Origin of the sequence: Vibrio sp. VP6, from assembly GCF_028823755.1 — a bacterium.
GTDB classification, from domain to species: Bacteria; Pseudomonadota; Gammaproteobacteria; order Enterobacterales; family Vibrionaceae; genus Vibrio; species Vibrio parahaemolyticus.
This window is the reverse complement of sequence record NZ_JAPEID010000026.1, coordinates 26,869-40,905: the sequence shown is the minus strand read 5'-3', so window position 1 is coordinate 40,905 and position 14,037 is coordinate 26,869. Positions and strand designations below refer to the sequence as shown.

The window sequence follows — 14,037 nt, the reverse complement described above, 5'->3', positions numbered from 1 at the left end:
GTGATCCCTATATAAGGGGTCAAACGAGTAATCCCAAGGGGGAGACGTATTTTTTTTGTGACTTAGTTAAAATAACGAACAGCTAAGCAACGGTTTGCGTGCGAAATGCTCACTCGCCCAGCTTCTCGCTTTCTTGTATCCTTGCAGTTTGCCCACCAGATAGATGTTCAACATGCTGGAAAAGAACAAGCCAGAAAACCACGCGACAGATAAGCATGGTTTGCTGAGCGCGCCCATTCCCGAAACGCTGCGCAAGATGACCGTCCCCATGACCATGGGCATGATCGCAATTTTGATGTTTAACTTGGTGGATACGTTTTTTATCTCGTTGTTGGGGACGCACGCCCTGGCGGCAATCAGCTACACGTTTCCTGTCACCTTTGCGGTTAACTGCATCACGATGGGGATCGGGATGGGGCTATCGACCAACATTGGACGCTTACTTGGTCAAGGTCATGCTCCACAAGCGGCGCGATTTACGACTCACGGTTTGCTGTTGGCGGTGTTGCTCGTCGCTATCGCTTCTTCTATTGGCTTTGCTACCATTGCGCCACTGTTTCGTTTCCTTGGCGCGGCTGACGATCTGATTCCGCTCATCGAACAATACATGCAGGTGTGGTACCTCACCATTCCGCTGTTGGTGATCCCAATGGCGGGCAACAGTGCGATCCGTGCCACTGGCGACACTAAGACACCCGCTAAGATCATGATGTTGGCCGGTCTGATCAACGGCATGCTCGATCCACTACTGATTTTCGGTTATGGCCCCTTCCCAGAACTTGGCATTCAAGGCGCTGCTATAGCGAGTGCCTTTAGTTGGCTAGGCGCTTTGTGCGGCTCTTTCTATGTGTTGGTGAAACGCGAAAAACTGCTCGCACAACCTCAATGGGCCTCATTGAAACAAGATTGGCAACAGACGTTAAAAATTGGCACCCCTGCAGCGCTATCCAATGCGATGAATCCGTTGTCGGGTGCGATTTTGATGATGCTGCTATCTAGCCACGGCACGGCAGCGGTGGCAGCTTACGGCGCTGCGCAGCGTATTGAGTCGATTCTGATCTTAGTGTTGATGTCGCTGACCTCCGCACTCACGCCATTTATGGCGCAGAACTTAGGGGCAAAAAATCCTCAGCGCGCTTTCTCTGGTTTGTTTCTCAGCATGCGTTTTGCTGTGGTGTTCCAAGGTTTTATCTTCTTGATGATGGTGCCATTGAGCATTCCTTTAGCGGCGTTATTTTCACAAGAAGAAACAGTAAAGAATCTACTTTGGCACTATCTACTCGTGGTTCCATTTAGCTATGGTTTCCAAGGTATTGTGATGATGTTGGTGAGTGGGCTGAATGCGATGCACAAGCCGCTACGCGCTTTCCAATGGAGCTTCATGCGCCTGTTTGTGTTTACGCTGCCTGCTGCATGGGTTGGCAGCCAAGTGTACAGCATTGAAGGCTTGTTCATCGGTATTGCGCTGGGCAACACACTAGGTGGGCTGTTGGGTTACATGTTCGCGTTGCGCGAACGTAAATTGACGCTGATTGAACAAAACAGCGCTTCGTAAGATTCTACCCAATACATCAGCTTCCTTTCGCTGATACTCAAATACAAAAAAACCGCGGAAAGCCGCGGTTTTTCTTTATCTATTTCAAGCTTGCTTAGAACAGTTCTTCAGCAACTTTGTATAGATCGTTACGCACTGGACGCTTCATGTTTTCGATCGCGTCGATGATGTCGTGGTGAACAAGTTGCTCTTTCACGATACCGACACAGCGACCGCCATGACCTTCAAGCAGTAGGTGAACAGCGTAGTTACCCATGCGAGATGCTAGTACGCGGTCAAATGCAGTTGGACGACCACCACGTTGGATGTGACCAAGTACTGTTGCACGAGTTTCACGACCTGTAGCCGCTTCAATGTCACGAGCCAGTTCATTTGCATCCATCATTAGCTCAGTAAGCGCGATGATTGCGTGTTTCTTACCTTTTGCGATGCCGTCTTGGATGTTGCTGATCAGCTTGTCTTTGTCTAGACCAGTTTCTGGAGTGATGATGTACTCACAACCACCCGCGATTGCAGACATCAGAGTTAGGTCACCACAGTGACGGCCCATGATTTCTACAATTGAAATACGTTGGTGAGAAGAAGAAGTATCACGTAGACGGTCGATTGCATCGATAACTGTGTTTAGTGCACTTAGGTAGCCCACTGTGTAGTCAGTACCAGCGATATCGTTATCGATTGTGCCTGGAAGACCGATACATGGGTAACCCATTTCAGTCAGTTTCTTCGCACCCATGTACGAACCGTCGCCACCGATCACGACTAGCGCATCAATACCATGTTTCTTTAGGTTCTCGATCGCTTTTTCACGCACTTCCACTTGTTTAAATTCAGGGAAACGTGCAGAACCTAGGAACGTACCACCTTTGTTGATCACATCTGAAACGCTAGAACGATCTAGCTTCTCGATGCGGCCTTCGTATAGGCCTAGGTAGCCGTCGTACACACCGAAAACTTCCAATCCCTCGGATAGTGCTGTACGTACTACGCCGCGTATAGCAGCGTTCATACCAGGTGCGTCACCGCCACTTGTTAAAACACCGATCTTCTTAATCATGCTCACCCTCGATCTTTGGCAATCAATTATTTAATTTTCTTTTAGGCCCCTTGTTACCAAGCAACCTGCATAATCCAGAACTGTGCGTTATGTTACATTTCCTCTACAGGAATACCAATTAAAACGCACTTTTTTATGTAACTTTTCTACTTATGTAAGAGTATTACAGTTTCTCTTTGAAACTTTGTTGATTCACATCAGGATCACGAATCTTAATAAGCATTGATGGAAAGATAGTCAATAAGCGCTTGTTTGTCGTTAAGATCAAAACGTTTTTTCGACTCTTACCAATCTTGTGCTTTTTGCTCTTTTTCTGGCCCAAATACCACCGACAATGGATCTTGATGGATCAATACATCCGCCTCTGGGAACAATGCCAACAAATTATCTTCCACTTTATCGGCAATATAATGCGCCTCAATTAAACGCAAGTTGTCATCCAATTCCAAATGCAATTGAATAAAACGTGTTGGACCAGACATACGGGTACGCAACTGATGTACGCCCAGCACGCCTTTCACGCTCAAACAAGCTTGGTTAATTTGCTCAAGCTCTTCATCGGGCAGCTTTCTGTCGAGCAACGTTTGAATCGCTTCGCTGACCATTTTGAAGGCGCTGTAAAGAATGAAGATACCAATACCAATCGCGAAGACCGCATCCGCTTGCGTTACACCAAAATAGCTGAGCCCAAGCGCGACCATGATCGCCCCGTTCATGTATAAATCCGTTTGGTAGTGCAACGAATCTGCCGCGATTGCTTGGCTGCCCGTGATGCGCACCACGCGTTTCTGGAACATGACCAAACCAAACGTCACCATCATCGCAAACAAGGAGACATACACACCCAGCTCCGGCGCGTTCAGTTCGTGTGGCCTGAAGAAACGATCGATACCGTTTAGGATCAAAAATACCGCAGAGCCGGAGATAAACATCGCCTGTGCCAACGCAGCGAGAGACTCGGCCTTACCGTGCCCAAAAGTGTGTTCTCTGTCGGCTGGTTGCAGCGAATAGCGAACCACCACCAAATTCACCACTGAAGCGGCGATGTCCAGCATCGAATCAATAAGCGATGCCAATAGGCTGACCGATCCCGTCACCCACCATGTGATGACTTTTACAATGAGAAGAAGCGTCGCCACTATGGTTGCTGTCCAAGCTGCCGTCGTGACTAAGCGTGCATATTGCTGTTTCATAATCAAAGAGTTAACTCAAACCGTATTTTGAGTATACGTTGAATGCGCGTGAAATCGCCAGATCAAAAAGAGGCAACCTGTGGCTGCCTCTTCATATATATCATCGGATCATGACTTAATTATTGCGGTGTTTTCCCATGCGTTGTTGCATTTGGTCACCACATTCTTGCATGCGCTCGTTTTGCAGTTTTACAAATTCAGCTTTTTGCTCTGGAGTCAGCACGCTCAACATTTGGTGTTTTCTCTCCAGCATTTTCACGCGGTGCTCAGTTTGGCGCTCAACCATCTCTTTAGCTAGAGCAGTGGCTTGCGCTTCATCGAACGTATCCGCTAGCAATAGAGACTGCATTTTCGCGTGATGCGCTTGGCGCTCTGCCATGCGTGCTTCGCGGTTTTGTGAATATTTGCCTTTCATTTCCGCACGGTTTGCATCGCGGAAAGATTGCAGTTGGTCTTTTTGTGCATCAGTTAAGTTCAAATCGCGCATGATGCCACGGTCCATACCCATACCACATTCATCACGTGGGCCTTTGTGGTGATCTTTACCGCCAAATGCGAATGCACTCGCAGTGCCTAAAGTTAGAGGTAGAACAACAGCAGCTAACACAAGTTTTTTTGCAGATTTCATAATTCGATTCCTTACACAAGTGAGTGATTCTTCTGGGCTGTTCTCACAGCGCTTGAGTATAGAATACGACTCGCTAGGTAAAGCGGCGTATAGGGAGCGTAAAGAATCGTAAAGAGTGATTTTTGCCCTCTTCGTCGCACATCAATCCAATGTAATATTAAGTAAACGGTAACTGACCAAAGGTGCCCTGATGGCAAACATTCTTTTAATTGATGACGACATAGAACTGACAAGCCTATTAAAAGAGGTGCTCAGCTTCGAAGGATTCGAAGTCAGTGAAGCAAACGACGGTGAAGCCGGCCTTGCCGCAATCAACAGCGATATCGACCTCATCCTACTGGATGTAATGATGCCAAAATTGAATGGTATGGAAACGCTGAAGCGTCTGCGAGAGAACTGGGAAACCCCCGTGTTGATGTTGACCGCCAAAGGTGAAGAGATTGATCGAGTGATCGGTTTAGAGCTCGGCGCAGATGACTACTTACCAAAACCTTTCAGCGACCGAGAGCTGCTCGCTCGTATTCGTGCGATTTTACGTCGCACCAATAACACGCAGAAAAACGGCAAAAACAGCGATTGTATTGAGTACCAAGAGTTGCGCCTGTATCCGGGCAAGCAAGAGGCTTACTGCGATCAACAATTGCTGGATCTAACCGCAACCGAGTTCGCGCTGTTGACCCACTTTGTCCAAAACCCAGGACACGTACTCACCAAAGAGACGTTGAGCCTCGACGTACTAGGTAAAAGACTGGCGGCCTTTGACCGCGCAATCGATATGCACGTGTCGAACTTACGCAAAAAGCTGCCCGACCAAAGCAATGGCAAACCGCGCATCAAAACCCTACGTGGTCGCGGCTATATGCTGCTTGAGGAGGATTAATGCGCCTATCACGCATCAAACTGCCAAAGATTAATAGCTTGTATGGACGCATCTTTGCCATCTTTTGGTTCACTATGCTGTTGGTATTGATAGCCGTGCTATCACTGCCACATTTGGATCCAAGGAAAGCACGCGACATTCCCGACGAGCATTATCAGCGGATCATTGAAACGCGTGATGCCATTCAAAACAAATACCGCAAAGAAACCGATCTAGGACGCATTTTATTCCGCGTAGAGGGTAATCGCGCAGGTAAACATGACCCACGACCACGAGTGTTCTTTTCGGATTACAACGGCAACGTCTTAACCACCGATAAGCGCAGCAACTTTCAACTGCGTGCGATGCAAAACTTTGTCACCAGTATTGAAGATTACAACAAGCCAAAACAGAGACTTTATGGCCGCTATATGATTGCCGGCCCTGTGCCAATCGTACTGGCCGACTCTGAACTGCTGATGTACGTTGGCTTTAAATGGAACGAGCCACCACCGCTGCTACTGCGTCTCTTCGACCACCCATTCCAGTTACTGTTGGCAGTCATGTTGGTGAGCACACCATTACTGCTGTGGCTTGCTTGGGCGCTGAGCCAACCCGCACGACGCCTTGAAGCCGCCGCGCAGCGAGTCGCAAAAGGTGAGTTCGTCATCGATCCGAATCTTGAAAAAGGCACCGCAGAATTTCGTCAAGCGGGCAGCAGCTTCAACCAAATGGTCGAAGCGGTGAATCAGATGATTTCAGGTCAGCAGCGTTTACTGTCGGACATTTCTCACGAATTACGCTCGCCACTCACTCGATTGCGCATGGCCAGTGCATTAGCGACGCGCAAACAGGGTGACAGCCCTGAGTTGGTTCGCATTGATACCGAAGCGCAGCGCCTTGAGCAGATGATCAGCGAATTGCTTGAGCTCTCGCGCATGCAGGTGAACAGCCACATGACACGCGAGACACAGCCAATAGAAAGTTTGTGGGAAGAGATCATTAAAGATGCGCAGTTTGAAGCCGAGCAAATGGGTAAAACACTCCGCTATTCAGAGATCCCTGAGCGACATATCTCAGGCAACCCAAAACTGTTGATGAGCGCGGTAGAAAACATCATCCGCAACGCGATTTATTACGGAAAAGATGAAGTGCAGATCGACATTCAAGACAAGACTGACACACTGACGATTACCGTCGATGACAACGGTGATGGTGTGCCGGATGAAGAGTTAGATGCGATTTTCCGTCCATTCTATCGTGTGTCTACCGCTCGTGATCGTCACTCTGGCGGCACAGGATTAGGGTTAACCATCACCGAAAGTGCGATTCGTCAGCACAGCGGTACGATTGTCGCAAGCCGCAGCCCACTGGGAGGTTTGCGCGTCTCCATCACGCTGCCTTTAGTCAAAGTGGGCAAATAACCCTACAAGACTTCAGTTGATAATGATTTTCATTAACATTAGAGTAAATCCTCCGATTTAAGGAGGATTTACTATGTCGCATACATTTCCTGCTCTGCCTTACCCATACGATGCGTTAGAGCCATACATCGACGCAAAAACCATGGAAGTGCATTACAGCAAACACCACAAAACTTACTTCGATAAATTCGTCACCGCCGTGCAAGGCAGTGAGCTTGAAACACAATCGCTAGACGAAATCTTCGCAGCCGTTTCGCAACATAGCCCAGCCATTCGCAACAATGGCGGCGGCTACTACAACCACATCCTTTACTGGAATTGCATGTCGCCAGAAGGCGGCGGTGAACCACAAGGCGCACTTGCGCAAGCCATCAACGACAAGTTTGGTCACTTCGAAAAGTTCAAAGACGAATTCGCTCAAGCAGCCGTTAATACGTTTGGATCTGGCTTTGCATGGTTAGTTGTGAAAGATGGCGACATCCACATCACCTCCACCAGCAATCAGGATAACCCGTTAATGGACGTGGCCGATGTACGCGGCGAACCTATCCTTGCATTAGATGTGTGGGAGCACGCGTACTACATCAGTTATCAGAACCGTCGACCAGAATACATCGACGCTTGGTGGAATGTGGTGAACTGGCGCGCCGTCGAAGAAAACTACGCTCGCGCGCTCGTGTAACCGCTAACGATAAAGGGGGAAGGTTGGTAAGCGCCAAGCCCTCTTTTGTACCCAAGTCGCTGCACTTGGGTATATACTGCCCCTCTCTTTGACCAACTCTATTTCAATACCATGTTTGATATCGCTTTATACGAACCAGAAATCGCGCCGAATACCGGCAACATCATTCGACTTTGTGCCAACTGCGGTGCAAACCTGCATTTGATTGAACCGCTGGGTTTCGATCTGGAAGAGAAAAAAGTCCGTCGCGCAGGATTGGATTATCACGATTTGGCTCGCGTAACGCGTCATAAGAACTATCAAGCATTCTTGGAATATCTCGATAAAGAAAAGCAAGGCAATTACCGTCTGTTTGCTTGCACCACCAAAACCACAGGTCACCACGTTGATGCGCAATACAAAGCAGGTGATGTGTTGATGTTTGGCCCTGAAACTCGCGGCCTACCCGCAGAGATCATTGAAGGCTTGCCAATGGAACAGCGTATTCGCATCCCAATGATGCCAGACGCACGCAGCCTGAACCTTTCGAATGCCGTTGCGATCATTGCTTTTGAAGCCTGGCGTCAAATGGGCTTTGAAGGGGCGTTGTAAGCTCAACGAATTCCAGACACAAAAAAGGGCGCGGAATGCGCCCTTTTGTTTTCTTGATTCACTGATTCAATCAGTTGAGCTTGTTACGATCATCGTCGTCTTTACGCTCGTATTCACCTTCGAAGGTGTTGCCGTTGTCCGAGCGAGAATCAAACGGGTCACGATGAAACGGATCTTGCTCAAATGGCCCTTGGTTTGAGAAACCACCTTGGAAGCCACCACCATGCATGGTTTTGACGACCATCTTGCTCATCAAGTATTTCGCAATCGCGGCACGCGGCGCAGGCAGCAATACCACCATACCCAACGCGTCGGTCATAAAGCCGGGAGTCAGCAATAGCACACCGGCAACCGCTAGCATCACACCTTCAAAAATTTGCTGTGCTGGAATTTCGCCTTGTCCAAGACGGCCCTGAACAGACATCAAGGTTTGAATACCTTGGCTGCGCACTAATGACGCGCCGACAAATGCCGTGATCAGCACTAATGCGATGGTTGGCCAGAGACCTAAAAAGCCCCCCACCTGAATAAATAAGCCAATTTCAATGATTGGGACGAAAATAAACGCCAATAATAAGATAGGAAACACACGCCCTCCTTTGTTTAATTCAGTGTAATGGTAAAAGCCAAGTAACCTCAAACGAATCGTTGTAAAAAAGCGTGTTCATACTCATGGCTTTTTTATTCAAGCGAACACACAGGCAAACTTTGCGAAAACACGCTATACATTTATGCGTTGCATTTGTGCGCATACCGATTTTTTCGTGCTTGAAAAGTGCCAATTTCGAACTCTAAAAAACCATGTTTGTCGAGGAAAATTGAATACCCACAAAGGGTTATTAATAACCCGTTCATACTTTGCAAATTATTGACTCATGAAAAGCGAAAAAGGTGATCTAGTTACTATTTTTATGCGCTAGGTGCAGTATGATGTGCCACATAAGTCAGGACGGATTTTCCAGCCAAAAATTCTGATGAATGGATTCTAGATTGCAGAAATGGCTAATAAATAACTTTATTATCAGAATTATCATCTAAGGATCCTGCTATGGCTACCCTATCTGATGCTCCAAAAACAGCAAACCAAGCCACTCGTATTGAAGAAGATCTATTAGGTCAACGTCATGTCCCTGCTGATGCGTACTACGGCATTCATACCCTACGTGCGATCGAAAACTTCAACATCTCTAACGTAACTATTTCTGACGTACCTGAGTTCGTACGCGGCATGGTGATGACGAAGAAAGCAGCGGCGTTGGCGAACAAAGAACTTGGCGCTATTCCTAAAGAAGTTGCTAACTACATCCTAGAAGCGTGTGATTTGATCCTAGAAACAGGCAAGTGTATGGATCAGTTCCCTTCAGACGTATTCCAAGGCGGCGCGGGTACTTCCGTTAACATGAACACTAACGAAGTTATCGCGAACGTTGCACTTGAACTGATGGGCAAAGAAAAAGGCCAATACGAGTTCATCAACCCGAACGACCACGTTAACAAGAGCCAATCTACTAACTGTGCGTACCCAACTGGTTTCCGTATCGCGGTTTACAACAGCGTACACAAACTAATGGAAGCGATTGAATACCTAAAAGGCGCATTCGATCTTAAAGCAACTGAATTCAAAGACGTATTGAAGATGGGTCGTACTCAGCTTCAAGACGCGGTACCAATGACTGTTGGTCAAGAGTTCCACGCTTGGGCTGTAACGCTAAACGAAGAGATTCGTGCTCTAGATTACACATCTAAACTCCTACTAGAAATCAACCTAGGTGCAACCGCAATCGGTACTGGTCTTAACACACCAACTGGTTACCAAGCTCTAGCAGTGAAACACCTAGCGGAAGTAACTGGCCTTGACGTTGTACCTGCAGAAGACCTAATCGAAGCGACTTCTGACTGTGGTGCATACGTAATGACTCACAGTGCGCTAAAACGTCTAGCAGTGAAACTATCGAAGATCTGTAACGACCTTCGTCTACTTTCTTCTGGTCCTCGCGCGGGTCTAAACGAATTGAACCTACCTGAAATGCAAGCAGGTTCTTCAATCATGCCAGCGAAAGTAAACCCAGTTATCCCAGAAGTAGTAAACCAAGTTTGCTTCAAAGTTCTAGGTAACGACAACACGGTTTCTTTCGCAGCAGAAGGCGGTCAGCTACAGCTAAACGTAATGGAACCGGTTATCGCACAAAGCATGTTTGAGTCTATCTCTCTACTACACAATGCGTGTGTGAACCTACGTGATAAATGTATCGACGGCATCACTGTAAACAAAGAAATCTGTGAGAACTACGTTTACAACTCAATCGGTATCGTAACTTACCTAAACCCATACATTGGCCACCACGAAGGTGACATTGTCGGTAAGATTTGTGCAGAAACTGGTAAGAGTGTTCGTGAAGTCGTACTTGAGCGCGGCCTGCTAACTGCAGAAGAACTTGATGAAATCTTAACAGTTGAAAACTTCATGCATCCTACTTACAAAGCGAAACGCTACGAGTAAGCATTGAAGCTAAGGGGGGCCATCCAGGCCCCTTTTTTAGGCTTTTTCACGGTAACCACATTTTTAATAAGCTTTTATTGCCGTAGGCCGCTGGGTTCTGATTCTCTGAACATTTACTCCTGTTCCTGAGTGTTCAAAAAATCAGAATCAAATAAAAAACTAAAGAGGTATCAATATGGTCATGGTCGAACTCTTCGTGGTTCTGCTCTTCATCTATTTGGGGGCAAGAATCGGCGGTATCGGCATTGGTTTTGCCGGTGGTGCTGGGGTCATTGCGTTGTCTTTGATCTTGGGTGTCCCGACAAGCCAAGCGTACATTCCTGTTGACGTAATTTTGATCATCATGTCTGTAATCACGGCTATCGCAGCAATGCAAGTGGCTGGTGGTTTGGATTGGATGGTACAAGTTGCGGAAGACTTTTTGCGTAAACATCCTGAGCGCATCACCTTTTATGCGCCAATCGTAACATTCCTAATGACACTAATGGCGGGTACAGGTCACACAGCATTCTCTACTCTACCGGTTATTGCAGAAGTAGCGAAAGGCCAAGGCGTTCGCCCTTCTCGTCCACTGTCTATCGCAGTTGTGGCATCGCAAATCGCTATCACAGCTTCTCCAATTTCAGCGGCAGTTGTGGCGTTTGCTGCAATGTTGCATCCGTTTGGTGTGGATTACCTAACGCTACTTGCGATCTGTATTCCAACCACGTTCATCGCTTGTATGATCGGTGCATTCGTTGCGAACTTCATGGGCTGTGAGCTAAAAGACGATCCTGAATACCAAGAGCGTCTAGAGAAAGGCCTAATCAAGCTAAACACAGAAGCAAAACGCGAAATCCTACCAACTGCAAAAAAAGCGACGTTCATCTTCCTTGGCGCTATCGCTTTCGTCGTGTGCTACGCAGCGGCTATCTCTGGTTCAGTGGGTCTAATCGAGAACCCAGCACTGGGTCGTAACGAAGCAATCATGACGGTCATGCTGGCAGCAGCCGCGGCGATCGTAATGAGCTGTAAAATTGATGCTGGCAAAATCCCAGCAGCAGCAACATTCCGTTCTGGTATGACAGCGTGTGTGTGTGTTCTTGGTGTGGCATGGCTGGGCTCTACGTTTGTAAACGCGCACGTTGATGGCATCAAAGAAGTGGCTGGTGCACTACTAGCTGACTACCCATGGATGCTAGCACTTGTTCTATTCTTCGCGTCTATGCTGCTTTACTCTCAAGGTGCAACTACCGTTGCGCTTATGCCTGCAGCACTTGCAATCGGTGTAGCGCCACTAACAGCGGTTGCGTCTTTCGCAGCAGTAAGTGCGCTATTCGTACTACCAACTTACCCAACGCTACTAGCTGCGGTTGAGATGGATGACACGGGTTCAACTCGTATCGGTAAGTACGTATTTAACCACCCGTTCTTCGTTCCAGGCGTGGTCACCATCGCATCAGCGGTAGCACTTGGCTTCGCATTCGGTGGTCTACTGATCTAGTAGAAACAGAGTCTTACTCGGGGAGCTTCGGCTCCCTTTTTTCTTTTCTGCGCCTTGAGTATTGCTTAACAAATCTTCACTTGGATGAAACTTATTAACTCGCCTGCGGGTCTGATTGAGTTACACTAACGGCAATTATCTAAGATGAATTGAACCTTTTATGCGCGCATTACTTTCCGTTTTACTCTTAGGGCTCATTACCTTTTCCACTCCGTCTTTGGCTTTATTTGGCAAAGACCAGTTTAACAATAGCCAGAACAACAGCTTTGGTAGCAGCAACGACAGCTTTGTTCCGGTCGACCAAGCGTTCCCATTTAACTTCTACCAACAAGACGACAAATTGATGCTCGATTGGCAGGTACGAGACGGCTACTACCTGTATCAAGAGCGCTTGTCTGTGTCTGGTGAAAACATCTCTCTTGGCGAACTGCAAATGGAAAACGGCACGCCACATAAAGATGAATTTTTCGGTGATGTGCACATCTACACCACGCCTTTATTTGTGAATGTACCGCTTGATGAGTGGCAAGAAGGTGCACGCGTAATCGTGCAATATCAAGGCTGTGCAAAGGCTGGATTCTGCTACCCGCCAGAAACTCGCATCATTCCAATAGACGCTTTTATGGCTTCCATTGCTGATTCTGCAGTCGCAACAAAACCAACTCAATCGACAGCAAACAACAACCAAACAAGCGCGACATCACCAACGGTGAGCACGTCAGTGTCATCAAACAACGCTCCAGCACCAGTCACTGAGCAAGACAGCCTCGCGGCGAACCTTGCTGACAATTGGTGGACTCCGCTGCTGTTTTTAGCTCTTGGTGTAGGCTTAGCGTTTACGCCATGTGTTCTGCCAATGTACCCAATTTTGACCAGCATCGTACTTGGCAGCGGGAAACTCAGCCAACGCCGCGCTCTGGGTTTATCCCTAGTTTACGTGCAAGGCATGGCGCTGACTTACACTCTTCTCGGCTTAGTGGTGGCATCAGCAGGCATGCAGTTCCAAGCGGCAATGCAACACCCATATGTGTTGATTGGTTTGAGTATCTTATTCGTCACGTTGGCACTCTCCATGTTTGGTGTGTACACCCTGCAATTGCCAAGCAGTGTACAAACGTGGCTAAACAACCTAAGCAACAAACAACAAGGCGGCAGCAGCGCAGGCGTATTCGCGATGGGTGCGATCTCAGGTCTGGTGTGCTCACCGTGTACCACGGCACCTCTGTCGGGCGCACTACTCTACGTTGCACAAAGTGGTGACTTGCTGACTGGTGGTATTGCGCTTTACGCACTGGCGATGGGTATGGGTATTCCGCTGATTCTCGTGGCGGTATTTGGCAACAAACTGCTGCCAAAAGCCGGCGGTTGGATGGACCGCGTGAAGACACTATTTGGTTTCATTCTGCTGGCAGCACCAATCTTCTTGCTTGAGCGTATCTTGCCAGAAATGTGGTCGACGGCGTTGTGGTCTGCGCTCGGTATCGCGGCATTTGGTTGGTTGTATCACATCAAAAACAGCTTGGAGTTTGGTGGCTGGAAGCAAAGCGCAATTGGCATTATTGCCGTCCTCGGTTTGTTCGCCTCCGCGCAACCAGCACTGAATTATTGGTTTGGCAATCACGAAACCCAAGCACAACAAACAACGGTTAGCTTTACTCCCATTGCTAATGTGGCCGAGCTTGAAGAGCAACTGGCGCTGGCGAAAGCCGCAGGTAAACCTGTCATGCTCGACTTCTACGCCGACTGGTGTGTAGCGTGCAAAGAGTTTGAGAAGTACACCTTCCACGATCCAAAAGTCGAAGCCAAGCTGCAAGACTTTGTGTTGCTGCAAGCGGATGTCACCAAAAACCAAGTGCAAGATATTGAGCTACTCAAACACATGAACGTGCTGGGTTTGCCGACCATCGAATTCTGGGATGCGAAAGGCGAACACGTTTCAAACGCTCGTTTAACTGGCTTTATGCAAGCCGAGCCTTTCTTAGAGCACATCAATCGATTCTGATATCACATCATTCAAACGCCAGCGATTTTCGCTGGCGTTTTTTGTTGCACAGATTTGAATGAG

The 14,037-nt window shown here is 47.8% G+C and carries 12 protein-coding genes; 8 read left to right on the top strand and 4 right to left on the bottom strand.

The annotated features are described in order from the left end of the window. Positions 1–172 precede the first annotated feature (172 nt). Positions 173–1,555, top strand: coding sequence for an MATE family efflux transporter (locus tag OU793_RS16290; protein WP_021453404.1), 1,383 nt, complete (start codon positions 173–175; stop codon positions 1,553–1,555). Positions 1,556–1,649: 94 nt separating this feature from the next. Here the strand turns inward: OU793_RS16290 and pfkA are convergent, their stop codons facing one another. The 3 genes from pfkA to OU793_RS16275 all read right to left on the bottom strand — a co-directional run bounded on the left by pfkA (position 1,650) and on the right by OU793_RS16275 (position 4,433). Further along, a complete protein-coding gene (gene pfkA, locus OU793_RS16285) occupies positions 1,650–2,612 on the bottom strand; it encodes a 6-phosphofructokinase (protein WP_005460467.1) in 963 nt (320 codons plus the stop codon). Between the two features lie 284 nt (positions 2,613–2,896). Then, entirely contained in the window at positions 2,897–3,805 is a 909-nt protein-coding gene (gene fieF, locus OU793_RS16280) for a CDF family cation-efflux transporter FieF (RefSeq protein ID WP_005482190.1), read from the bottom strand. 115 nt (positions 3,806–3,920) lie between these two features. Continuing rightward, positions 3,921–4,433: a CpxP family protein gene (locus tag OU793_RS16275; protein WP_005487153.1), complete on the bottom strand. Its 513-nt coding sequence runs from the start codon at positions 4,431–4,433 to the stop codon at positions 3,921–3,923. A 190-nt stretch (positions 4,434–4,623) separates the two neighbouring features. Between OU793_RS16275 and OU793_RS16270 the strand changes: the two genes are divergently transcribed. From OU793_RS16270 to trmL, 4 genes are all read left to right on the top strand, one after another. Further along, the gene (locus OU793_RS16270; RefSeq protein ID WP_023583865.1) at positions 4,624–5,313 is read left to right on the top strand and encodes a response regulator; all 690 of its coding nucleotides are present in this window, start codon (positions 4,624–4,626) and stop codon (positions 5,311–5,313) included. Beyond that, positions 5,313–6,716 (top strand): envelope stress sensor histidine kinase CpxA, encoded by a 1,404-nt coding sequence (cpxA, locus tag OU793_RS16265; protein WP_159404017.1) that lies wholly within the window; start codon positions 5,313–5,315, stop codon positions 6,714–6,716. Before OU793_RS16270 ends, cpxA begins: the two co-directional genes overlap by 1 nt. A gap of 73 nt (positions 6,717–6,789) precedes the next feature. Beyond that, on the top strand, positions 6,790–7,398 hold the full coding sequence (locus OU793_RS16260) for a superoxide dismutase (protein WP_005478593.1): 609 nt from the start codon (positions 6,790–6,792) through the stop codon (positions 7,396–7,398). A 111-nt stretch (positions 7,399–7,509) separates the two neighbouring features. Further along, entirely contained in the window at positions 7,510–7,989 is a 480-nt protein-coding gene (gene trmL, locus OU793_RS16255; protein WP_005478594.1) for a tRNA (uridine(34)/cytosine(34)/5-carboxymethylaminomethyluridine(34)-2'-O)-methyltransferase TrmL, read from the top strand. A gap of 70 nt (positions 7,990–8,059) precedes the next feature. On the opposite strand, the gene OU793_RS16250 is transcribed toward trmL, so the two are convergent. Continuing rightward, entirely contained in the window at positions 8,060–8,578 is a 519-nt protein-coding gene (locus OU793_RS16250; RefSeq protein WP_159404016.1) for an FxsA family protein, read from the bottom strand. A 459-nt stretch (positions 8,579–9,037) separates the two neighbouring features. Here OU793_RS16250 and aspA point away from each other — a divergent pair, with 459 nt between their 5' ends. The 3 genes from aspA (at position 9,038) to OU793_RS16235 (ending at position 13,974) form a co-directional block, all read left to right on the top strand. Next, a complete protein-coding gene (aspA, locus tag OU793_RS16245; protein ID WP_021453437.1) occupies positions 9,038–10,489 on the top strand; it encodes an aspartate ammonia-lyase in 1,452 nt (483 codons plus the stop codon). A 175-nt stretch (positions 10,490–10,664) separates the two neighbouring features. Further along, entirely contained in the window at positions 10,665–11,972 is a 1,308-nt protein-coding gene (locus tag OU793_RS16240; RefSeq protein ID WP_005457503.1) for an anaerobic C4-dicarboxylate transporter, read from the top strand. Positions 11,973–12,132: 160 nt separating this feature from the next. Next, positions 12,133–13,974: a protein-disulfide reductase DsbD gene (locus OU793_RS16235; RefSeq protein WP_159404015.1), complete on the top strand. Its 1,842-nt coding sequence runs from the start codon at positions 12,133–12,135 to the stop codon at positions 13,972–13,974. The last annotated feature ends 63 nt before the right edge of the window (positions 13,975–14,037 follow it).

Coding starts and splice junctions, on each gene's coding strand:
- trmL (WP_005478594.1), top strand. CDS start 7,510: ATGTTTGATATCGCTTTATACGAACCAGAAATCGCGCCGAATACCGGC.
- OU793_RS16240 (WP_005457503.1), top strand. CDS start 10,665: ATGGTCATGGTCGAACTCTTCGTGGTTCTGCTCTTCATCTATTTGGGG.
- OU793_RS16290 (WP_021453404.1), top strand. CDS start 173: ATGCTGGAAAAGAACAAGCCAGAAAACCACGCGACAGATAAGCATGGT.
- OU793_RS16275 (WP_005487153.1), bottom strand. CDS start 4,433: ATGAAATCTGCAAAAAAACTTGTGTTAGCTGCTGTTGTTCTACCTCTA.
- OU793_RS16270 (WP_023583865.1), top strand. CDS start 4,624: ATGGCAAACATTCTTTTAATTGATGACGACATAGAACTGACAAGCCTA.
- fieF (WP_005482190.1), bottom strand. CDS start 3,805: ATGAAACAGCAATATGCACGCTTAGTCACGACGGCAGCTTGGACAGCA.
- cpxA (WP_159404017.1), top strand. CDS start 5,313: ATGCGCCTATCACGCATCAAACTGCCAAAGATTAATAGCTTGTATGGA.
- aspA (WP_021453437.1), top strand. CDS start 9,038: ATGGCTACCCTATCTGATGCTCCAAAAACAGCAAACCAAGCCACTCGT.
- OU793_RS16235 (WP_159404015.1), top strand. CDS start 12,133: ATGCGCGCATTACTTTCCGTTTTACTCTTAGGGCTCATTACCTTTTCC.
- OU793_RS16260 (WP_005478593.1), top strand. CDS start 6,790: ATGTCGCATACATTTCCTGCTCTGCCTTACCCATACGATGCGTTAGAG.
- pfkA (WP_005460467.1), bottom strand. CDS start 2,612: ATGATTAAGAAGATCGGTGTTTTAACAAGTGGCGGTGACGCACCTGGT.